This window comes from Aliarcobacter vitoriensis, assembly GCF_003316695.1.
In the GTDB taxonomy this organism is placed as follows: Bacteria; Campylobacterota; Campylobacteria; order Campylobacterales; family Arcobacteraceae; genus Aliarcobacter; species Aliarcobacter vitoriensis.
Window position 1 is genome coordinate 16,715 of sequence record NZ_PDKB01000022.1, and the last position, 18,647, is coordinate 35,361.

Below are 18,647 nucleotides of genomic sequence, written 5' to 3' on the forward strand. Positions count from 1 at the left end.
AAAAATGTCATATTCAATAAATTTAAAAAGCTTTCAAAAAGATTTTTCTCAACAATTATCTAAATGTAGCTTATTAGAACTCCAAAATGGTATAGATTATATAGAATATGAAACAGCTAATATTACAGAAGAAATTTATATTCGTAAAGCTAGTAACATAATAAAAAATAGTATTAATATAGAATCTACTCAGACAGTTGATGGCTTTATTTGTATAGGAATTTTACTAAATGGAGAAATATCATACAAAGATAATTTTTTAAATAAATATGAAACTATAAAAAAAAATAATATTAAAATAGAATATATTAATGCATATGATATGACAACTAACTTATATACTAATTCTTCTAGTATAGGAATAATTATAAAAGATAATTTTATAGAAAATAACTTCTCTAAACTTCTTGATATTCACTCAAAAGATTTTTCTTCACTTCCTAGTGTAACTTTGAAAAATCAAATTTCAAAAAATATTCCATTGGCAACAGAACTTTACAACTGCCCTTTTACAGGTGAATTACAAAATATATATCTACAAAGTAAAGTTTTGGAACTAATCTATCATGAGTTTTTAGATATTTTAAATCCAAATGAACAAAATCATCAAAAAAAAGTAAAACTAACAAATGATGATATAGAAAGATTGCATTTTGCAAAAGATATTATTATAAATGAAAAATCTTTCCCAGATTTGATGACTTTATCAAAAAGATGTGCTATAAATGAATTCAAATTAAAATATGGTTTCAAAGAGCTTTTTAATACAACTATTTATCAATTAGTTTTAGAACAAAAGATGACTTATGCAAAATATTTACTTGAAACTAGTGAGTTTTCTATTGCTGAAATATCAAATTTTGTTGGCTATGCACATCAACAAAGTTTTACAAATGCTTTTGTAAAATTCTTTGGATTTCCACCAAAAGATATTATGGTAAAAAGAAAGTATTATTTTTAAAGTAAATTTTCTAAAACTTTTTTTATTTTGTTTGGATTAGAAAAATGGTTTATTTTTTCTACAAATTTTCCATCTTTATCAAAAATATAAATATAAGAAGTATGTGCGACAGAGTATTCCATAGCTGAATTCTCTAAAGTAACCATTTCATAATAAGAGTCATATCTTTTCACAATATCATCAATATTCTCTTTTGATGAACTTGCTCCAATAAAACTTTTATGAAAATATTTTGCATACTCTTTTAAGTTAGAAAGAGTATCTCTTTTTGGATCAACACTAATAAAAAGCCCTACAAAATTATCAACTTGTTTACTATCAAAACTATTTAAAGCTTGAGATAAAGAGCTTAATGAAGTAGGACAAACATCAGGACAAAATGTGTATCCAAAATATATAGCTAAAACTTTTCCTTTAAAATCATCTTTTGATATTTTTCCATCTACTGTATCAAGTGTAAAATCATATTTATTTACATCTTTATACTCTGCTACAAAAGGTTTTAAAAGTAGTATTAAACCAATAGATATTAAACACACTACTACTATTTTAAAAATATTTTTCATTACATATCCGTTTCAAATTGAAATCTTGCACCAATATCTTGTGTTGTTTGTACTACTTTTATATCTGCATTCCATTGCATCTTACCAACTGGACAAGTAGGAAGAGTTCCTATTGCTTCATAATTACCATTTCCCAAGTTTTTGATTGGTAAATTAAATTCTCCCATAAACATATTTGTTGCATAGATATTTAAAGTTAAATTCTCTAAATTATCTTTATTACTTTTTATAGAAAAAGTTAAAGGTTCCATCAAAGGTATATTCTTTGGTTCAATACTCAATACAAACTTCGTTCCATCTTGAATTACTATTTCACAAGAACTTTTATGTAAATCACACCCTTTATCTTGAACAACATAGTTTACATCACCTTTAAATGATTGATAAACTAAATTGAAATCTATAAAAAAATATCCAATCACAATAGTAAAAATAGCCACTAAAGGTAATATTATAGTTGTTAGAGTGCTTTTATTTTCTTTATTCATAACTATTTTAGTGTTTCATACCATGCATTACATTTTTAACTTCAGCTGTAACTTTTTGTGTTTCACCATTTGAAAACTCCAAAGTTAAATCTACTTTTTCACCATTTTCTAAAGATTTATTCAAATCTATAAACATAATATGAAATCCAGATGGTTGTAAAACAGTATTACTATTTGCCAAAATATCAATTTTTTCAACTTCATACATTGACATAACACCATTTTTCATATCATGAGTATGTAATTCTACAAATTTAGCAACATCAGAACTAGCTTTTATTAAAGATATATTTTTATCTGTTTTATTTTCCAAAGTCATAAAAGACGCTGTATTCTTCATATTTGGTGGAGTTGCTCTTACATAAGGCTCTTTTACTTCAATACTCGAAGCACTCAATATTGCAAAATTTCCCAATAAAAATAGAAATAATATCTTCTTCATAAATCTTCCTTTTTATTGGAATTATAAACAATAAGTGTTAATTTAATGTTAATTTTACATCATACCACAAGGACTCATACCCGTTTTAAAAAATCTTGCAGTTACAGTATCCATAGAACGAATATGATTTATCAACCAATTTATAACATCAAATTCTATATAATTTTTTAATTCTTCAATATTTTTACTATGTTCAAAACTATCCCAAACTGCTCTAATTTCAGCTAGATTATTATCGTGTTCACCTTTGTGAAATGGATAAGCAAAAAAACCTCTTTTTACCATCTCTTCTTCTTCCGTTGCAAAGTGGTTTACAGTATGGTTTACCCAATCTTTATATTTTGATTTTAATTTCTCAAAATTTTCATCAGAAGCTTCTTTTTCAAAATCTTCAATATTAATAAAAAGTTCATTCAATAAATCAACATCTTCAAAATGTGTTTCATTCATAAAATCCATATCAACCAATGGTAGATTATCTTTATTAAGTAGCATTTTCTCTCCTAATCTTTTAAGAGATTTTATTTGATTTTTTTTTAAATTGAATTGATTAAAATCAACTCAATCTATCATAAATCTATATTTCTTGCTTTTATACTATCTTTTCCTTCAAAAATCTTACTATCTGCATCTTGAACTACAAGTTTTGCTATTTCATCTGTAACTTTTGCAATATCATTTGTTTGTGAAGCTACATTTGCATTTTCTTGTGTTTGTTTATCCAAATTATTTACAACATCATTTATTTGCTCTATTCCTAAAAGTTGCTCTTTAGAAGAATTTTGAATATCACCAATTAAATTCATAGTTTGATTAACATTTTCATTTAACTCTTTATAACCTTCAATCATAGTCGTAGCTATTTGCTTTCCTTGATTTGCTTTTGATGTTGCTTTTTCAACTAACTCTTTTATCTCTTTAGCCGCTTCTGCACTTCTTGATGCTAGGTTTCTTACTTCTTGAGCAACTACAGCAAATCCTTTTCCTGCTTCACCAGCTGTTGCTGCTTCTACTGCTGCATTTAAAGATAAAATATTCGTTTGGAATGCTATATTATCTATTACGCTTATTGCCTCATTTATGTTTAACACTTGAGAATTTATCTCTTCCATAGCTGTTGTTGTTTGATTTGCTAGTTCTTCGCCCTCTTTTACAGATTTTGTAACATTATTTGATAGCATTGTCATTTTTGTAATATTTTCTGAAGTGCTTCTAACTGTTGATGTAATCTCTTCTATTGCGGCTGCTGTTTCTTCTAAACTTGCAGCTGCTAAATTAGAAGAGCTATTTAACTTATTTACATTTTCAAGTAAAATATTTGAGCTATTTTCTAAAGTTAATCCATTTGTTTTATTTCTTACTAACATTCTAGTAATTGATGCTCCCAATTCATTCACACCTGTTGCCAATCTTAGTAAATGCTCTTTTACCTCTTTAGTAGGAACTTTCTTTAAATAATTATAGTGTGTATATTGTTCTAACACAACAAGAACATCTTCAATATTATTTTCTAAATTATTTGCCATATTGTTAAGTACATTTTTTAATTGCATTAAAGCTGGATTTGATACTTCGATATTCAGTCTTTGGCATAAATCTCCATGCTCAAATTCACTTAAAACACTAATCGTTTCTTGGATTAATCTTCTATCTTCTTCTATTCCAATTCGTGTTTTCTCAATATTTTGATTTAGTATTTTTGCCATTCGACCAAATTCATCTTTTGTATCAATATTTACAAAATTTACTTCTTCTTTTTCTCTATTTAAGTAGGCAAAAAATTCATTTAAATCTTCATTGATAATTAAAAGTGGTTCATTTACAGTTTTTTTGATGATCAAATAACTTATCCCTAATAAAGTAAATAAAAGTAAAATTCCACCAAAAATCGAATAAACTCTTAAAGTATCATTTAATTCAAGTAATTCATCAAAATTTGCACTTGTTACAATAATCATATTCCATTCATCAAAAGCTGTAAATGCAGATAACTTTCTAGTTTCTACACCATTTTGCATAAAATCATAAATTTCTGTTCCATTCTTTTGTTTAATCATATTTTTTAAAAGAGTTTGAAGATTACTATCCAACTCTTCAATTTTCTTATCTTTTAATGTTGGATGTAAAGTTAAAATACCTTCATTAGAGTCTAAAATAAATAAATATCCACTATCTCCAAATTTAATTTTCTCTAATTTACTCTGTAAAATATCATAAAGCCTATCGAAATTATATGCAACAAATAAAATTCCTATAACTTCATTATTTTTAATTATTGGTTCATAAACTGTCATATAATTCTTACCAAACAATTTTACAGTTCCAATATATTTCTCTTTATTTGTAATTTTTTCAAAAGCTGGACTATCTTTAGTTAAAAAAGTCCCTATTGCTCTTGTTCCATCTTCTTTATGAAGTGAAGTAGCAACTCTATAAAAATCATTATCTTGCTTCACAAATAGTGTTGCAACAGCACCTGTTGTTTTTGTAAATTCATCTATTAATTCATTGTTATTATTTAAAATTACTTCATTTGATTTTAAAAATGAAGTTTGTACACCATTTATCTCAATTTTTCTATTATTATCAATTTCTATATTACCAATATGTGATTTTAAAACACTTAACACCGTAATTGCAGATTCTTTTATAGATTCATTTAAAACTTCAAAAGTTGCCTTTATATCAGTAGCTCTATGCTCAAAATTCTCTTTTACATCTAAAATTATAAAATTTTTTACAACTATATTGATACTAAATACTGCAAATATTAAAATAATTGCCACAGACAAACTTTGAAAAAAGGATACCTTTTTTATAACAGAATTCATAAACTTCCCCTAAACAGTAAAATTTTTGGCTAATGTTACCATAAATAGTTATAATTCTGATAAATCTAGCTTATACTTATGAATGTATATAAATCTCTTTTAAATTCCTGCTCCAGCTTCAAAACTTCTAAGTTTTCTTGCTCTAACTCCTACAATATCGCCAATTTTTAAATTCTTATCATTAAATTCATAATGTGATAGTTCTACTAAAACAACTCTTTTTTCATCATTTATATGCGTTAATTCAACTTTTACAAAAGAACCAGCTAATTGAATATATTTTACTCTAGCTTTTAATATTGACTCATTATCATCAAATGAAACTATCTCTAATTCATGTGGACGAATAAGATATTTATCTTCACTTCCATCATCTTTTCTTTCATGAAATAAGTTTACATTTCCCAAGAAATTAATTACAAATTCATTTTTAGGATTATGAAAAACTTCTTGCGGTGTTCCTATTTGTTCTATTTTTCCTTTTGAAATTACAACTATTCTATTTGCAACTTCCAGTGCTTCTTCTTGGTCATGAGTTACTAAAATAGTTGTTATTCCTAACTCTTCTTGAAGTTCTTTTAACCATCTTCTTAAATCTGTTCTTACTTTTGCATCTAAAGCTCCAAATGGTTCATCCAACAGTAAAACTTTTGGTTCAACTGCTAAAGCTCTTGCTAGTGCAACTCTTTGTCGCTGACCACCAGATAGTTGCCAAGGGAATCTTGAAGCAAAACCATCAAGTTGAATAAGTTTTAAAAGTTTTGTAACTTTTTCTTCAATCTCTTTATTACTTAATCTTTGTTTTTTTGGTTTTACTCTTAAACCAAAAGCTATATTTTCAAAAACTGTCATATGTCGAAACAGTGCATAGTGTTGAAATACAAAACCAATATCTCGTTCACCTATATTTTTTGTTCCAACATCAATACCGTTAAATAATATTTCTCCACTATCAGTTTCATCAACTGTTTCAAGTCCTGCTATCATTCTTAAAAGTGTAGTTTTCCCACTACCTGATGGTCCTAAAAGGGCAAGAAGTTCACCCTCTACAATATCTAAATCAATATTTTCTAAGGCTACAAAGTTGCCAAAATGTTTTGTTAAATTTTTTACTTCTATTTTCATCTTTTCCTACTCTTCATTTTCTAATTTTTTTGCTCTTTTTTGAACTTTCCACTCTAAAATATATTTTAAAACCAAAGTAAAAAGTGCCAATATTGCCAAAAGTGTTGAAACAGCAAAAGCTGCAACAAAGTTATATTCGTTATACAAAATCTCAACTTGAAGTGGCATAGTATTTGTAACTCCTTGAATATGTCCAGAAACTACAGAAACCGCTCCAAACTCACCCATAGCTCTTGCATTACATAAAATAACACCATAAAGCAATCCCCATTTTATATTTGGTAAAGTAACTTTCCAAAATGTTTGAAATCCACTAGCACCTAAAAGTAATGCTGCTTGTTCTTCATCATTTCCCATCTCTTGCATTAAAGGAATTAACTCTCTTGCAACAAATGGAAAAGTTACAAATATAGTGGCAAGAACAATACCTGGAACTGCAAAAATAATTTGTACATCATTTTCTATCAACCAAGAACCAAACCAACCTTGAGCACCAAAAAGTAAAATATATACAAATCCAGAAATTACTGGACTTACTGCAAATGGTAAATCAATCAAAGTTATTAATAAACTTTTACCAAAAAATGAATATTTTGCTATTGCCCAAGAAGCACAAACACCAAAAACTAGATTTAAAGGAACGGCAATTGCAGCAGTTATAAATGTAAGTTTTATTGCTTGTAAAACATATTCATCATTAAAGCTTAAAAAATAAGCTTCATACCCTTTTCTAAAAGCTTCTGCAAATATAGTAATCAAAGGAATAACTAACATAATCATTAAAAAAGTAACTCCTATAAATATCAATAGATATTTAAATAAACTTGATTCGTTTTGTAAACTTTTTGAGTTATTTACTGTTTTCATATTGCCTCCATTCCTTTTCTTCTTGAACTCCATCTTTGAAGTATATTTATCACTAATAACATAACGAATGATATTAAAAGCATAACAACTGCTATTGCTGTTGCTCCAGCATAATCATATTGTTCTAATTTTGTAACAATTAAAAGTGTACTTATCTCTGTTTTCATCGGTAGATTTCCAGATATAAAAACAACCGAACCATATTCACCCAAAGCTCTAGCAAAAGATAGAGCAAATCCAGTAAGAACTGCTGGTAATATAGTAGGTAGTATCACTTTATAAAATGTTTGCCATCTTGATGCTCCTAAACTTGCACTAGCTTCTTCTTGCTCTATTTGTATCTCTTCAAGTGCTGGTTGAATAGTTCTTACAACAAAAGGCATACCTATAAAAATCAAAGCAATTGTTATTCCTATTGGAGAAAAAACTACTTTTATTCCAAGTGGTTCTAAATATTGTCCAAACCAACCTTGAGATGAATATAAAGTTGTAAGTGCGATACCAGAAACAGCTGTTGGTAAAGCAAATGGTAAATCAACTATTGCATCAAATATTCTTTTTCCAAAAAATGTATATCTAACCAAACACCAAGCAACTATTAGACCAAAAACTGTATTTACTATTGCAGCAATAAGTGATGTAAAAAAAGTCAATTTATAACTTTCTATAACTCTTGGGTGCGTTGTTGTATCTATAAAAGCTTGAAATCCCATACTAAAAGCTTCTGAAAATAGTGCAATTAGTGGAATAAGCACAATAATACTTAGATAAAAAACTGTATATCCCATAGTTAGTCCAAAACCTGGAATTTGGGATTTTGGTCTTTTTAATATTCCAAAATTTAATCTCATTTTATTCCTTTTTAATTCTAATATACATCTTATTGGTGAATATTAAAAACATACAAAAAAATAGATGATTAAATTAATCACCTATTAAGTTGGTGGAATATTAGCAAATTTTATTTTTTATGTCAAGGAGTATTTAATCAGTTAATAAATGTTATCATACTGCTTCTCAAAAAAATACTAGGTAAATTTATGTTGAAATACTACGATGAACTTTTATATTTCTCGTTTAAATTATGTGGTGATAAAGAAAAAGCCAAGGATATAATACAAGAAACGTATATTAGATATCTTGAAATAAAAGATAAATATGAAATAGAAAATGAAAGAGCATATTTATATAAAATAGTAAAAAATATCGTTGTACATGAAGCTTTAGAAAATCAAAAATTACAAACTACAATATATGAAGAGAACTTGAGTTTAATTCCAGAATATGAACAACCAGAAGATATTTTGATACAAGAAGATCAAGAAAAGATTTTTATGCAAATTATAGAAGAACTACCACAAAGAACAAAAGAAGCTTATATTTTATATACTATTGATGGTTATTCAAGAAAAGAGATAGCATCAATGATGGATACAACATCAAATAATGTAGAAAAACTTATAAAAAGAGCCAGTTTAAAAATAGAAGAAGAATTGCAAAAGAGAGGATTTTAATGAACACAGAAATTAAAATCAAAGAAGAAGCAACATACTGGGTAATATGTGAAAAAGAAGGCTTCGATGACAATCAGAAAAAAGAGTTTCAAAATTGGCTTTTACAAGATACAAATCATCAAAAAGTTTTTAACAGAATAAAATTTATACATAATATGTCAAAATCTATCTCTAAAGAGAATCAAGAAAAACTTAGTGTTAATGCACATAAACAAATAAGTAAAGACAAGTTTTATAAAAAAATAAAATCATTTTCTACTTTAGCTGCAAGTTTACTAATACTCTGTTTCTTCGCGTTTAAAGCTTATGATGATAGCTTTAAAGTGCAATTTTCAAGAACTCATATAACAGATATAAAACCTATAAAAGAACAACTTCCAGATGGTTCAAATGTTTTTATTGATGCAAAAACAAATATAAATATAGAATTTTTTGGTAATAAAAGAATAGTACATTTGATAGATGGAAGAGCTTTATTTGAAGTAGCAAAAGATGAAGATAGAGTGTTTATCATAAAAAGTGATAATATCAATATAGAAGTAATTGGAACAAAATTTGAAGTTATACATAAAAAAGATTCTACAACTATAAATGTAGAAAATGGTACAGTAAAAACTTACTACTCTAAATATTTGTTTGATAAACAAAATCAAGCAATTTTAACAAAAGCACAAACAATAAGTTACTCAAATAGCATAGGAACAATAGACCAAATAGCAGATATACCAAAAGTCAAAATTGCTCCTTGGATAGAAAATAAAATAGTTTTAGATAAAACGCAATTAAAAGATGCTTTAGAAGAATTTTCAAAATATAGTGATATTTCAATTGAATTTTTATCAAAAGAAGTAGAAAATTATCTTATAACAGGAGAATTTTCATCAACTCAAATAGATATATTTTTAAAAACTATTACAAAAATATATCCAATAAAAATAGATAAAAAAGATAATGTTCTAAAAGTTTCAAGAAGATAGTATATCAATTTAGAGATATTTTACTATCTTTTTCTATTAAATCTTTAATTTAAAGGTTTATATACTCCAAAAAAGTACCAAAAAACCACACTTGTAAAAGAAATTTCAAAATTTGTAAAAAATGATGTCCGTTTTTTGATATATTTTTACTCTTATATATTATAAAAGCAATTATTATAGTTGCTTTATAAAATTATTAGGAGAAAATATGACAATACTTAAAAAAAGTATATTAAGTCCAGTTGTTGCTTTGATTATTTGCTCAAATGTTTATGCAGATAATATAAGCTATTCATTAGATAAATCATCTTTAAAAGATGCTATTGAAAAAATATCTAAAAAAGCGAATATTCCATATATTGCTAATAGTTCTATTTTTGAAGGAAAAACAGCAAATGCTATCAAAGATATAGAAGGAACAAAAAACGCTTTAGATAAAGTATTAGAAAATAGTGGTTTAGAAGCTATTATGGAAGATGGAGCAATAATCATAAAACCATTATCTTCTGTAAAAGTGATTAATGGTACTTATATCTTAGATGATATTTCTGTTAAAAGTGGTAAAAATGGAAGTGCAGAATCAGGCTACCTTGTAGAAGATGTAAAAACTCTAGGAGTTTGGGGGAATCTAAGTCTTCAAGATACTCCTTATTCAATGAGTATAATATCATCTGATTTTATAGAAAATACAATTATAACTAATACAAATCAAATTGCAAAAACAAGTCCTGTTATGACAAATAAAGAAAATGCTTCACAAAATGTTGGAGTTTCTACAAGCATTAGAGGGATAGGTATAGCACAAGCTTTAGTAGATGGAATTCCTCTACCTTTAGCATTTGGAATTGGGCTTAAAGAAGTAGAAAGAGTAGAAGTTATAAGTGGACTTAGTGGATTCCTATATGGAAGTGGGAATGTTGGAGGAGTTATAAATTATGCTTTAAAATATCCTACTTTAAATCCATTTACAAAAGTATCAGTTGGAAATAATGGTGGAAAGAATTATTATACGACTGTAGATACTTCTCAAAATATCAATGATAAGTTAAGTGTTAGAGTGAATGTTGCTTATCAAGATGGAGAAACAGCAATAGAAAACTATGAAGATGAAGAAAAATTAATAGGAGTATCTTTTGCCTATAAGCCAACTGATAATCTTGATTTCGGATTATATTATTCTCATAGGGATGCTACAACAGGAGTTAAACCAATATGGATAATTACAGGGAAAAGACCTAATGCTTCAAGTTTTGACACTAAAAAAACTTATGCTCCAGATTGGGTATATATTGATGATAGATCAGATAAAGTAGAGTTAAAGGCAAACTATAGTTTTAGTGATAGTTTAAGACTTAGAACAGCATATATATACAATGAAGCAAATAGACTAAAACCATATTATAGTAATAATGTAAATACAAATACAAGTATTTTGACAAGAGATTTATATTATTTTCCTGAGCAAAAAACAAAAAATGATGGTGCTTACGCTTATTTAGATGGATATTTTGACACAGGCTCTATTAATCATGCTTTAACTTTTGGTGGTTCTTTTGGTAGCGAAAAGTTTTATAGTGGACCTGATTATTTTATAATGAATTCTCCAGTTAATGATATAAATTCATTTCATCAATGGAATCATGCATTTTCTAAACCAAATGAAACATTTTTGGTACGAAAACAGCTTAATTCAAATGTTGTTTTAGCAAATAATATTACATTTAATAAGCAATGGAGTGCTTTAGTTGGCGTAAACTTTGCTTCTATGAAACAAGATAGTTGGAATACATTTACAAAAGCACAAAATGGAAGTTATGATAAATCAGCTTTAACTCCAACTCTATCTCTTATTTATAAACCAATAGAAGATTTAACAACTTATATTACTTATATGGAATCACTTGAGAATGGTACAGTTGTTAATAATAAAAATGATATAAATGATGGAAAAGTTTTTGATCCAAGAGTTAGTAAACAATATGAGATTGGAGCAAAATATTCTATAAATCAAGATTTACTTTTGAGTACAGCACTATTTAGAATAGAAAGAAAAAATAGTATAACAGAATATTTTGCGAATAATGGAAATGGAAAAACACAAGTAACTAGTCAAGATGGAGAACAAATAAATGAAGGAATTGAAATATTGCTTACTGGAAAAGCAACAGATAATTTAACTTTAATGGGAGGGATTACTTATCTTAGCCCAAAAGTAGAAAAAGCTACAAATAAAGCAACAGAAGGAAAAGAATCTCAAAATGTAGCAAAATATCAAGCAAAAATGTATGCTGAGTATAGATTACCGATTGAGCCAAAAATATTTTTAAATGGTGGAGTTTATTATACTGGAACTCAATGGGTTGATAGTGCAAATACGCAAAAACTTGATGCTTATACAACAGTTGATTTTGGTGCTAGATATGAAACAAAACTTGATGGTTATGATACTACTTTTAGAATCTATGCATCAAACTTGACAAATGAAAAATATTGGGCAAATACTACAACTTTAAGTGACCCAAGAAGTGTTGCTTTTAATGTAACTTTAAAGTTTTAATAATAAAGAGAGTTTTTGCTCTCTTTGTACTTTTAAGCATGGGTTTCAAAGTATTTATTTAATTTTGAGATTAAAATTTCGATAAAAAATATACTTTCCTTTTGTGCTTTGGAACTCATACTTAAGGGTATAAAATTACATTATGATACTTGTTATAAAAATCTAAATTTGTGTTATAATCTTTAACTATTTTAATATGGGGATTATAAAATGGAAGAATTATCAAATTTAGTAGTTTATAATGATGGAGAACTAGAACTAAAAGTTTCTGTTGATAGTGAAACTATTTGGCTTACACAAGCACAAATGTCTGAACTTTTTGATACAAGTACAGATAATATTAGTTTACACTTAAAAAATATTTATAAAGAAAGAGAACTATATGAAAATTCAACTACCGAGAATTACTCGGTAGTTCGTCAAGAAGGAAATAGAAAAGTAGCAAGGCTTATAAAACACTATAATTTAGAAGCAATTATTTGTGTTGGTTATAGAATTAGTTCAAATAAAGCAACAAAATTTCGTCAATGGGCAACATCTATTTTGAAAAGTTATATCCAAAATGGATATGTGATAAATACTCATAAAATAACGGAACAAAGATTGTTATCCCTAGAAAATGATATGAAAATAGTAAAATCTAAAATAAAAGATAATAAACTAGAAAAAGATAGTGGAATATTTTATGATGGACAAATATATGACTCTTACAGTTTTATAAATGATTTATTGAAGTTATCAAAAAATGAAATAATTTTAATAGATAACTATATAGATGATACAATATTTACTCTATTTTCAAAATATCAAAATATAAACTTTGCTATTTATACAAGTTCCATTTCAAAACAACTAAAACTTGACTATGAAAAATATCAAACTCAATATAAAAATATAACACTAAAAACTTTTAAAAATTCACACGATAGATTTTTAATACTTGATAAAAAAGAGATATATCATTTGGGTGCTAGTTTAAAGGATTTGGGTAAAAAATGGTTTGCTTTTTCTAAAATGAGTTTAGATATAGATGATATTTTAAGTAAGTTAAAATAACCAAATTTAAATACATAAATAATCCTTTCATCAATCCAAAAATTGCTTATTTTATAGATTTATATAAAAAATAAAAATTAGCAATAAACAGATTGTAAAATCTATTTAATACTTTTATACTTTCAAAACATTTTTTAATTAAGGAGTATAAAATGAACAACAAAATATCGGCTATTCCACCAATAATTGCTGGATTAATCTCGGTTATTGTTAATTATGGTGGAACTTTTATTTTAATATTTCAAGCAGCACAAATGGCAGGACTTAGCCCAGAACAAACTGCTTCTTGGGTTTGGTCTATTTCTATTGGTGTTGGAATTACGGGAATAATGTTAAGTTGGTACACAAAAGAACCAATAATTACTGCTTGGAGTACACCTGCTGCTGCATTTTTAGTAACTGCTATTGCAACTGTTTCCTACTCTGAAGCAATTGGAGCATATATACTTTCTGCTTTAGCCTTTCTTATTTTAGGGCTTTCTGGTTATTTTGATAAATTAATTCGTTTGATTCCATCTGGAATAGCAGCTGGATTATTAGCTGGTATATTATTACAATTTGGTATTTCTGCTTTTTTAAATATGACAATTAGCCCTATTTTAGCAATTTCACTATTTTTTATATATCTAATTACAAAACGATATTCTCCAAGATATGCTATTGTTAGTGTTTTAGTATTTGGTTTTATACTTTTAACTATACAATCACAAATTAATTTTTCAGGAATTGAACTAAAATTTGCATATCCAGTATTTAATGAACCAACTTTTTCACTAAATACAGCACTAAGTATTGCTTTGCCACTATTTTTGATAACTTTAACTGGACAATATATGCCAGGATTATTGATACTCAAAAATGATGGGTTTAAAACTGGTGCTAAACCTATTTTAGCGATTACTGGATTGGGTTCAATTTTAATGGCTCCTTTTGGTTCTCATGCATTTTGCCTATCTTCTATAACTTCTGCAATATGTACAGGTAAAGAGTCTCACGAAAACCCAAAAAAAAGATGGATTGCTGGTGTTACAGCTGGTATTTTTTATATTTTGGTTGGTATTTTTGGAGTTACTCTTGCAGCTTTATTTGCAGCTTTTCCAGCAACATTTATTAGTTCTTTAGCTGGACTTGCACTATTGAGTACAATTGCTGGAAGCCTTACAAATGCAATGAGTGATGATAAAACTAGAGAAGCCGCACTAATAACTTTTATAGCAACAGCTGCAAATATCAATTTATTTGGGATTGGTGGAGCATTTTGGGGACTTGTTTTAGGTCTTATCTCTTATTTTATTTTAAATATAAAATTCAAGAACAAATAATTCTCAAGCTTTATAGCTTGAGAATAAAATATCTATTTTAATTTTAATTCTTTTACATTTTTTGGTTCATCAAAATAGTATCCTTGAAAATAGTCAATATCTAACTCTTTACAAATATTAAAAATTTCTTTTGAAGACACAAATTCAGCAACAGTTTTTATACCAACTTTTTGAGCGAAGAAAACTATTGCTTCAACCACTGCTTTTGCTGTTTTTGATTTATTTAAATCTTGGATTATAGAACCATCCAATTTTATGAAATCAGCTTGTAAGGTAACCAAATAAGAAAAATTTGAGTAACCAGTTCCAAAGTCATCTATGGCTATTTTTACTCCCAAACTTTTTACAATTCTTATAAAAGATATTACCTCTTCAAGATTGTCTATTCCCTCACTTTCGGTTATTTCAATAGTCAATAAATGTCCTATATCAAATTCATATATTTTTTGAATTATATAATCCACAACGTCTTTTTCTAAAATATCGCTAATAGATAAATTTATACTAAACTCTATATTTTTACTATCAAAGAATTCGAAAGATTTTTGAACTATTTTTTTTGTAATCTCACTATATAGATTCAATTTTTTAGCTCTTTCAAGAAAGAAATATGGAGATACTATCTTACCTTTTTCATCTTTCATTCGAACTAATACTTCATATTTTTTATCTGTTTGATTACTTATACTTTGAGCAAAAATCTCAAATTTATCTTTTTTTATAGCTTGGATTATTTGTGTTTCCCAATATAAATCTTCTTTGATTGATGATGAATTTGGATGATTTATATGATGTTGTTCACTATCATAAATCACTAAATTATGTTTTAGAACTCTTGTTTGTTTTAAAGCAAACTCTGCACTAAATACAAGTTCATTATAATTTATAGCAACTCCAGCTCTTAAAGGAATATATACTTTATATTCATCTAGTTCTATTGGAGTATATCCGAAATACCAAATTATTGATTTTATAGATTGAATAAATCTATCTTTTGAGAGTTCAAAACAAGAAGCAGCAGCAAAAACATCAGCACCTAAATAGTAAATCTTACTTCCAATAAATTTATCTTCCAATCTTAAAGAGATAAGCTTTAAAATCTTCTCACCAAAACTATATCCATAATAGTGATTTATATTTCCAAATCCACTTATATCAAATATAACTAACTTATTAAAAACTTCACTTTCTAAATCTTTTAGAAACTCTTTTCTATTTGGCAGTAAAATCTCATTTTCTTCCATAAATCCCCTTAAATCAAATCATTTACCCAAGAAGTAACTCCACCTTTTAAACTATATATTTCACCTTTATATCCAGCCTTTTTTAATTTTGAGATAGCTTGAAGACTTAAAAGCCCTATTTTACAAGTTATGATAGTTTTTTTATTACTATCAATTTCATCAATTCTATCTAGCAAAGTTGAGAATGATATATTTTTTGCATTTTTAATTAAAGCTAAATCATCTTCTATTTGTTCTCGAACATCAATTATTTGTATATTTTGCTTCTCATCGAGTAGCTTTTTTAACTCTTGAATAGTTATATCTTCAATAACAAAGTTGTCATCAAGATTTTTTAATCCACAAAACTCTTCATAATCAATAAGTTCTGTTATTGTTGGATTTTTACCACAAACTGGACAATCTTCATCTTTTGCAATTTTATACTCTTTAAATTCCATTTTCAAAGCATTTAAAGATAAAAGCCTATTTTTTAAACTATCACCTTTTTCTAAAATAAGTTTTATAGTTTCATTTGCTTGAATAGTTCCTATAATTCCAGGTAATACTCCTAAAACTCCAGCTTCTGAACAAGATGGAACTTGTCCAGCTTTTGGTGGAGTTGGAAAAATACATCTATAACAAGCACTATTATTTGAATTAAAAACTGTTGTTTGCCCTTCAAATCTAAAAATAGCTCCATAAACAAAAGGTTTATTTAACATCACACAAGTATCATTTATCAAATATCTTGTTTGAAAATTATCAGTTCCATCGACAACAATATCAAAATCTTTGATAATATCTATGGCATTTTGGCTAGTTAATTTTTCATTTATAGCAACTACATTTATATTTGGATTTATTTCATTTATTCTATTATTCGCGGAAGAAATTTTACTTTTTCCTATGAATTTTGTAGAGTGGATAATCTGTCTTTGTAGATTTGATTCATCAAGAGTATCAAAATCTATAAGTCCAATAGTCCCAACTCCAGCAGCACTAAGATATAAAAGTACAGGAGAACCTAAAGCTCCTGTTCCTACAACTAAAACTTTTGAGTTTTTAAGTTTTAGTTGTCCTTCAAGCCCTACTTCAGGAAGAATTAGATGTCTACTATATCTAGTTATTTCTTCTTGCGAAAGTCTATTTTGTTCTGACATCATATACTCCTATTTAAAATTTCAATAGAAGAATATCACAATTGCAGTTAATAATTTCTATTCAAAGATATTCGCAGTAATTCCTGCATACCAACTTTTTGTTGCATCAAAAGTTGATTTTTCTATATCTTCAAAGAACTCTGTTTTTACTTTTACTTTTCCATCAGCCTTATCAAAATATGCTTGATGAGTTACATAAATACCAGTATCTTGGCTCACAAGTGAATAACAAACATTTTGAGGATAAACACTTCCCTCTTTTGGATCTTCTTTATTTAATCTTCTTGCTATTTGTTCACCTACAATAATTCCGCAAGAGTGTGCCATTTGAGCACTTTTTGGGAATGGATATTCACCTACAACATCTCCAACTAAATAAATATTATCATCATTGTAACTTCTAAATGTTGGTGTTTTTACTCTTCCAAAACCATCACTTGTAAGTTCTAACCCACTATCTTTTAAAAGTTTTGAGGCTTTATTACTTGGAATGATATTTGCATCATCAAAAACCAAAGTTTCATTTGTAGTTTCCATCTCTTTTAAATTATTTTTTTCAAAATATATAGTTTTTTTATCTAAGTCTATTTTTTTGATATTTGCATTTGGAATATATTCTAAATAATCTTTATATAAAGTATCAAATGCTTTTAAAAATCCTTTAGCTTTTGTTGTTGGTTTTTCTCTTGGGTCGATTATCACAACTTTTGCATTTAATTTTTTAGATTTAAAATAATCAGCAATTACAGCAGCTCTTTCATAAGGTGCGGGAGGACATCTGTAAGATCCTTTTGGCACAGTTATAACAAAAGTTCCACTTTTAAATTTTTCTATTTTTTCTTTTAAAGAAAGTTGTTCAAACCCACCATTATAACTAGCTGGGAATTTTGTAAAAGCTTTTTTTGCCTCTTTTTCATCTAAACCAAAAGTTGAATAATCATATTCTATTCCAGTTGATAAAACCAATAAAGAATATTCAAAACTACCATTTAAAGTGGTAACCACTTTTTTTTCTCTATTTATAGATACAACTTTGTCATTTATAATATCGTAGTCATAAGTTGAAGCTGGTTTTAATGGAGAAAAAATCAAATCATTATAATCCACACCTTTTACTCCTCCAAACCATAAATTACTATAAGGGCAAGATGCAAAGATATTTTTTGCTTCAATTACTATAACTTCTGCTTTTTGGTTATATAATCTTATGTTTTTTGCAACAGTTAAACCTGCATATCCACCACCAATAATGATTACTCTATCGTTGTTGTTTAGTGGTTTTACAGCATTTTGTACACTTTTGATATCTTCTTTTGTACCACTTGCAGCAAAAACTGATGTTGCAGTAACGGCAGTTGCTAAAGTACCTAATTTTAGTAAATCTCTTCTATTCATCTATTCTCCTTTAAATTAATTTTTTTCTTCTATATACTCATAAAGCCCAGAGCTTAGATATCTTTCACCAGTATCACAAAGAATTGTAACTATTACTTTACCTTTATTCTCTGCTCTTGAAGCTACTATTTTTGCTGCTAATGCATTCGCTCCTGATGAT

Annotated in this window: 17 protein-coding genes and 1 pseudogene; 6 read left to right on the forward strand and 12 right to left on the reverse strand. The window is 27.1% G+C overall.

Annotated elements, in window-relative coordinates:
- Positions 1–4 precede the first annotated feature (4 nt).
- Positions 5–961, forward strand: a complete 957-nt coding sequence (locus CRU91_RS10740) for a helix-turn-helix domain-containing protein (RefSeq protein WP_113895222.1) — start codon at positions 5–7, stop codon at positions 959–961.
- On the opposite strand, the gene CRU91_RS10745 is transcribed toward CRU91_RS10740, so the two are convergent.
- The 8 genes from CRU91_RS10745 to cysT all read right to left on the reverse strand — a co-directional run bounded on the left by CRU91_RS10745 (position 958) and on the right by cysT (position 8,131).
- Positions 958–1,527 carry an SCO family protein gene (locus CRU91_RS10745; protein WP_113895223.1) on the reverse strand — a complete coding sequence of 190 codons (570 nt, stop codon included), beginning with the start codon at positions 1,525–1,527 and terminating at the stop codon, positions 958–960. The two genes, CRU91_RS10740 and CRU91_RS10745, sit on opposite strands and share 4 nt — an antisense overlap.
- On the reverse strand, positions 1,527–2,015 hold the full coding sequence (locus CRU91_RS10750; protein ID WP_113895224.1) for a hypothetical protein: 489 nt from the start codon (positions 2,013–2,015) through the stop codon (positions 1,527–1,529). Before CRU91_RS10750 ends, CRU91_RS10745 begins: the two co-directional genes overlap by 1 nt.
- A 7-nt stretch (positions 2,016–2,022) precedes the next feature.
- A complete protein-coding gene (locus CRU91_RS10755; protein ID WP_113895225.1) occupies positions 2,023–2,457 on the reverse strand; it encodes a copper chaperone PCu(A)C in 435 nt (144 codons plus the stop codon).
- A 54-nt stretch (positions 2,458–2,511) separates the two neighbouring features.
- Positions 2,512–2,952, reverse strand: coding sequence for a hemerythrin family protein (locus CRU91_RS10760; protein WP_113895226.1), 441 nt, complete (start codon positions 2,950–2,952; stop codon positions 2,512–2,514).
- A 74-nt stretch (positions 2,953–3,026) separates the two neighbouring features.
- The gene (locus CRU91_RS10765) at positions 3,027–5,288 is read right to left on the reverse strand and encodes a methyl-accepting chemotaxis protein (protein WP_113895227.1); all 2,262 of its coding nucleotides are present in this window, start codon (positions 5,286–5,288) and stop codon (positions 3,027–3,029) included.
- 99 nt (positions 5,289–5,387) lie between these two features.
- Positions 5,388–6,413 carry a sulfate/molybdate ABC transporter ATP-binding protein gene (locus tag CRU91_RS10770; RefSeq protein ID WP_113895228.1) on the reverse strand — a complete coding sequence of 342 codons (1,026 nt, stop codon included), beginning with the start codon at positions 6,411–6,413 and terminating at the stop codon, positions 5,388–5,390.
- Between the two features lie 6 nt (positions 6,414–6,419).
- Positions 6,420–7,280, reverse strand: coding sequence for a sulfate ABC transporter permease subunit CysW (cysW, locus tag CRU91_RS10775; protein WP_113895229.1), 861 nt, complete (start codon positions 7,278–7,280; stop codon positions 6,420–6,422).
- A complete protein-coding gene (cysT, locus tag CRU91_RS10780) occupies positions 7,277–8,131 on the reverse strand; it encodes a sulfate ABC transporter permease subunit CysT (protein WP_113895230.1) in 855 nt (284 codons plus the stop codon). Before cysT ends, cysW begins: the two co-directional genes overlap by 4 nt.
- A 189-nt stretch (positions 8,132–8,320) precedes the next feature.
- On the opposite strand from cysT, the gene CRU91_RS10785 reads away from it, so the two are divergent.
- The 5 genes from CRU91_RS10785 to CRU91_RS10805 all read left to right on the forward strand — a co-directional run bounded on the left by CRU91_RS10785 (position 8,321) and on the right by CRU91_RS10805 (position 14,706).
- The gene (locus CRU91_RS10785) at positions 8,321–8,794 is read left to right on the forward strand and encodes an RNA polymerase sigma factor (RefSeq protein ID WP_113895231.1); all 474 of its coding nucleotides are present in this window, start codon (positions 8,321–8,323) and stop codon (positions 8,792–8,794) included.
- The gene (locus tag CRU91_RS10790) at positions 8,794–9,771 is read left to right on the forward strand and encodes a FecR family protein (protein ID WP_113895232.1); all 978 of its coding nucleotides are present in this window, start codon (positions 8,794–8,796) and stop codon (positions 9,769–9,771) included. Before CRU91_RS10785 ends, CRU91_RS10790 begins: the two co-directional genes overlap by 1 nt.
- A 208-nt stretch (positions 9,772–9,979) precedes the next feature.
- A complete protein-coding gene (locus CRU91_RS10795; RefSeq protein WP_113895233.1) occupies positions 9,980–12,328 on the forward strand; it encodes a TonB-dependent receptor in 2,349 nt (782 codons plus the stop codon).
- Between the two features lie 210 nt (positions 12,329–12,538).
- The gene (locus tag CRU91_RS10800; RefSeq protein WP_113895234.1) at positions 12,539–13,384 is read left to right on the forward strand and encodes a virulence RhuM family protein; all 846 of its coding nucleotides are present in this window, start codon (positions 12,539–12,541) and stop codon (positions 13,382–13,384) included.
- 152 nt (positions 13,385–13,536) lie between these two features.
- Entirely contained in the window at positions 13,537–14,706 is a 1,170-nt protein-coding gene (locus CRU91_RS10805) for a benzoate/H(+) symporter BenE family transporter (protein WP_113895235.1), read from the forward strand.
- Between the two features lie 32 nt (positions 14,707–14,738).
- Here CRU91_RS10805 and CRU91_RS10810 read toward each other — a convergent pair whose 3' ends face one another.
- The 4 genes and pseudogenes from CRU91_RS10810 to CRU91_RS12420 all read right to left on the reverse strand — a co-directional run.
- Positions 14,739–15,950: an EAL domain-containing protein gene (locus tag CRU91_RS10810; protein WP_113895236.1), complete on the reverse strand. Its 1,212-nt coding sequence runs from the start codon at positions 15,948–15,950 to the stop codon at positions 14,739–14,741.
- Positions 15,951–15,958: 8 nt separating this feature from the next.
- A complete protein-coding gene (moeB, locus tag CRU91_RS10815) occupies positions 15,959–17,092 on the reverse strand; it encodes a molybdopterin-synthase adenylyltransferase MoeB (RefSeq protein ID WP_235827003.1) in 1,134 nt (377 codons plus the stop codon).
- A 57-nt stretch (positions 17,093–17,149) separates the two neighbouring features.
- Positions 17,150–18,487 (reverse strand): NAD(P)/FAD-dependent oxidoreductase, encoded by a 1,338-nt coding sequence (locus CRU91_RS10820; RefSeq protein WP_113895238.1) that lies wholly within the window; start codon positions 18,485–18,487, stop codon positions 17,150–17,152.
- A gap of 15 nt (positions 18,488–18,502) precedes the next feature.
- Positions 18,503–18,647 (reverse strand): annotated as a pseudogene (locus tag CRU91_RS12420) (cysteine synthase A); the annotation flags it as partial.